The 2,816-nt window shown below is 33.4% G+C and carries 1 protein-coding gene and 1 pseudogene; both read left to right on the top strand.

What is annotated here, in order from left to right:
* Positions 1–1,737 (top strand): annotated as a pseudogene (locus tag WBN21_RS04260) (SusC/RagA family TonB-linked outer membrane protein); the annotation flags it as partial.
* Positions 1,738–1,750: 13 nt separating this feature from the next.
* On the top strand, positions 1,751–2,816 hold a 1,066-nt coding region (locus tag WBN21_RS04255; RefSeq protein ID WP_424198050.1), incomplete at its 3' end, for a RagB/SusD family nutrient uptake outer membrane protein.

The raw sequence follows: 2,816 nt of genomic DNA, 5'->3' as shown, positions 1-2,816 counted from the left end.
ACAGATAATTTACAATACCAATTAAAAACTAACTTAACAAGACGTACTTCAGAAAGAGGTCAATATCAATCTTCTTTAAGTTCCGCAGGTGATGATGTTAGAGGTATTGCTAGAATTGAAAACCAATTAAGAGAATCATACTTAATCGAAAATATTTTAACTTGGGATAAAGCAATAAATGATGACCACAAGTTAAATTTAACTGTTGTTCAGTCCTCTCAAGAAGATAAATTTTCTAGAACATTTACACAAGGTGAAGGGTTTACTAATGAAAGTTTAGGTTATAATGGAATTACAAATGCTATAGGAAATGTATTTGTAGAACGCGATGAAACAGCGCAAAGGTTTACGTCCTTTATGGGAAGAGTAAATTATAATATGTTTGATAAATATTTGTTTAATGCAACATTTAGGGCCGATGCTTCTTCTGCTAATGCCGCAGGAAATAAATGGGGATACAATGGTGGTGGATCTTTTGCATGGAAAATGCATAAAGAAAACTTTTTAAAAGATGTTGACGCTATTCAAGAATTAAAATTAAGAATTAGTTATGGTTCTCTTTTAAATGCACCACGTGGTTCATATAGATCGCTATTTACTGCAGAAGGGCAAAACTATATTTTCGATAGTCAATCTGCTTCTGGTTATTCGCCATCTACCACCTTACCAAATACAGATTATAAATTTGAAAGAATTACAACGGCTAATATTGGTCTTGATTTTTCTTTATTTGAAAGAATTTTAGTTGGTAATATTAACTGGTATGATAAAAGAACAACCGATTTATTCATAAGGCGTCCTGTTCCTGCAATAACAGGGTATACGGATACCTATGATAATGGTGGAGAATTACAAAACACAGGTCTTGAATTAAACTTAACAGCAAATATTATCAATACAAATGATTTTAAATGGTCTGTTTCAACAAATTGGTCTAATAATAAAAACGAAATTCTATCGCTTTATAATGACGGTGATGGTAATCCAGTTTTGGAAGATGATCAGTTCAATTATTTTGTTGGTCAAGCTGCCGGAGCAATCAGACAATATCAATTTGATGGTATTTGGCAAGTAGGAGATGATTTTGCAAACGCACCACAAGCAAATCCAGAATCTACAATTACACAAGATGATCTAAGACCGGGTGATATTAGAATTAGAGACACAAACGGTGTTGATGATGAAGGAAATGCAACTGGAATTCCTGATGGAAAAATAACTCAGGAAGATCGTGTGTTTACAGATCCGAATCCAGATTGGTTTGGGTCATTATCAACAACAGTAGCTTATAAAGGTTTTGATTTATTTGTTGATTTCTACGCTGTTGAAGGCGCAACAAAAGTGAATCCGTTTTTATCGGATTTTAATAATGGTGGTACCATATCAGGAAAATTAAACGGCGTAAGAGTACCTTATTATACACCTGAAAATCCATCAACAACATTTCCAAGAGCAAATTTTGATGCAGCTCCGCAGTATTTAAATTCATTGGCTGTTAAAGATGCATCTTATATAAGATTGAGAACGTTGAGTTTAGGTTATACATTATCTGATGTAGTTAACGAAAGACTTAATTTAGAACAAATTAGATTCTATGTTACAGGAACAAACTTATTTACTAATACAGATTATATTGGGTATAGCCCAGAAGTAAATATTCGAAGCACATTTTCAAACGCTGATACAGGGTATCCTGATGCAACAAGTTTCACCTTTGGAGTAAGAGTTAAATTTTAAAAAAAAAGAAATTATGAATACAGAGAATTTTTACACAAAATTAAAAAGTAGCGGTATGGTACTTATGGTGTTGCTTTTCGCAGTATCATGTGAAGAATACTTAGAAGAACAACCAAGTACGCTTATTGATTCAGATTATATTTATTCAACTGAAGCAGGTTTAAAATCTGGTGTGGTAAGTTTATATAAATTTGAAAGAGATCGTTACGACGCTGGTACTGAAGATTATATGGGTGCCGTAGTCATGTCTTCTAGAAGTGATTTAGCATTCAGTAGATCCGGTTATACGGGATTATTAGGAAGATACGAAAGAGGTATTTCACCAGATGATTTAGGTGCTACTTTTGCATCATCATTATTTTGGAAACATTATTATAATATAGCTAATAAAGCTACAGCAATTATTAATGGTGCTGAATCTGTTACAAATATTAGTGAAGCTTCAAGAAACCAAATTATTGCCGAGGCTAAGTTTTTTAGAGCGCACTCATACTTCTATTTATACAGAATGTATAATAATATTTATGTAACAACAGAAACTATTACGGTTGATAATGCATTCGATGTAATTAACGATAAGTCAACTGAAGCAGAAATTTTTGATATAATTAATAATGATTTAGATTTCGCAATAGAACATTTAGAATGGACTGATACATTTGGCCGCATTACAAAAGGAACAGCAAAGCATGTAAAGGCAAAAGCGGCTATGTGGCAAGGCGATTGGGCTGAGGCTAAAACCCAAGCCCTAGATGTTATTGATGGACCAGATAGTCCACATAGTTTAGTGGCTACAACGGCCGATGTGTTCGCTGGCGATAGAAATAATTCAGAATCATTATTTGTGATACAATCTGAAGATGATTTGTTAGGTGGTGGAGGCACTACTATGATGAATGCAAATTATGTGACACAATATTTCCAAATTTCAGGTATTGAAGCTAATATTGAGCAAGGCGGAAGAGGTTTTTCTAGAATTCTACCAAATTTGTATTTGTTAAATCTATTAGCTGAAGATCCTAATGATACGCGTGATGATAACACCTATTTCAGGTTGAAATTTTACTACACTTCCGGAG

Origin of the sequence: Algibacter sp., assembly GCF_049667265.1 — a bacterium.
Taxonomy (GTDB): domain Bacteria; phylum Bacteroidota; class Bacteroidia; order Flavobacteriales; family Flavobacteriaceae; genus Algibacter_B.
The sequence above is the reverse complement of the archived record's forward strand: the minus strand, read 5'-3'. Positions and strand labels throughout refer to the sequence as shown.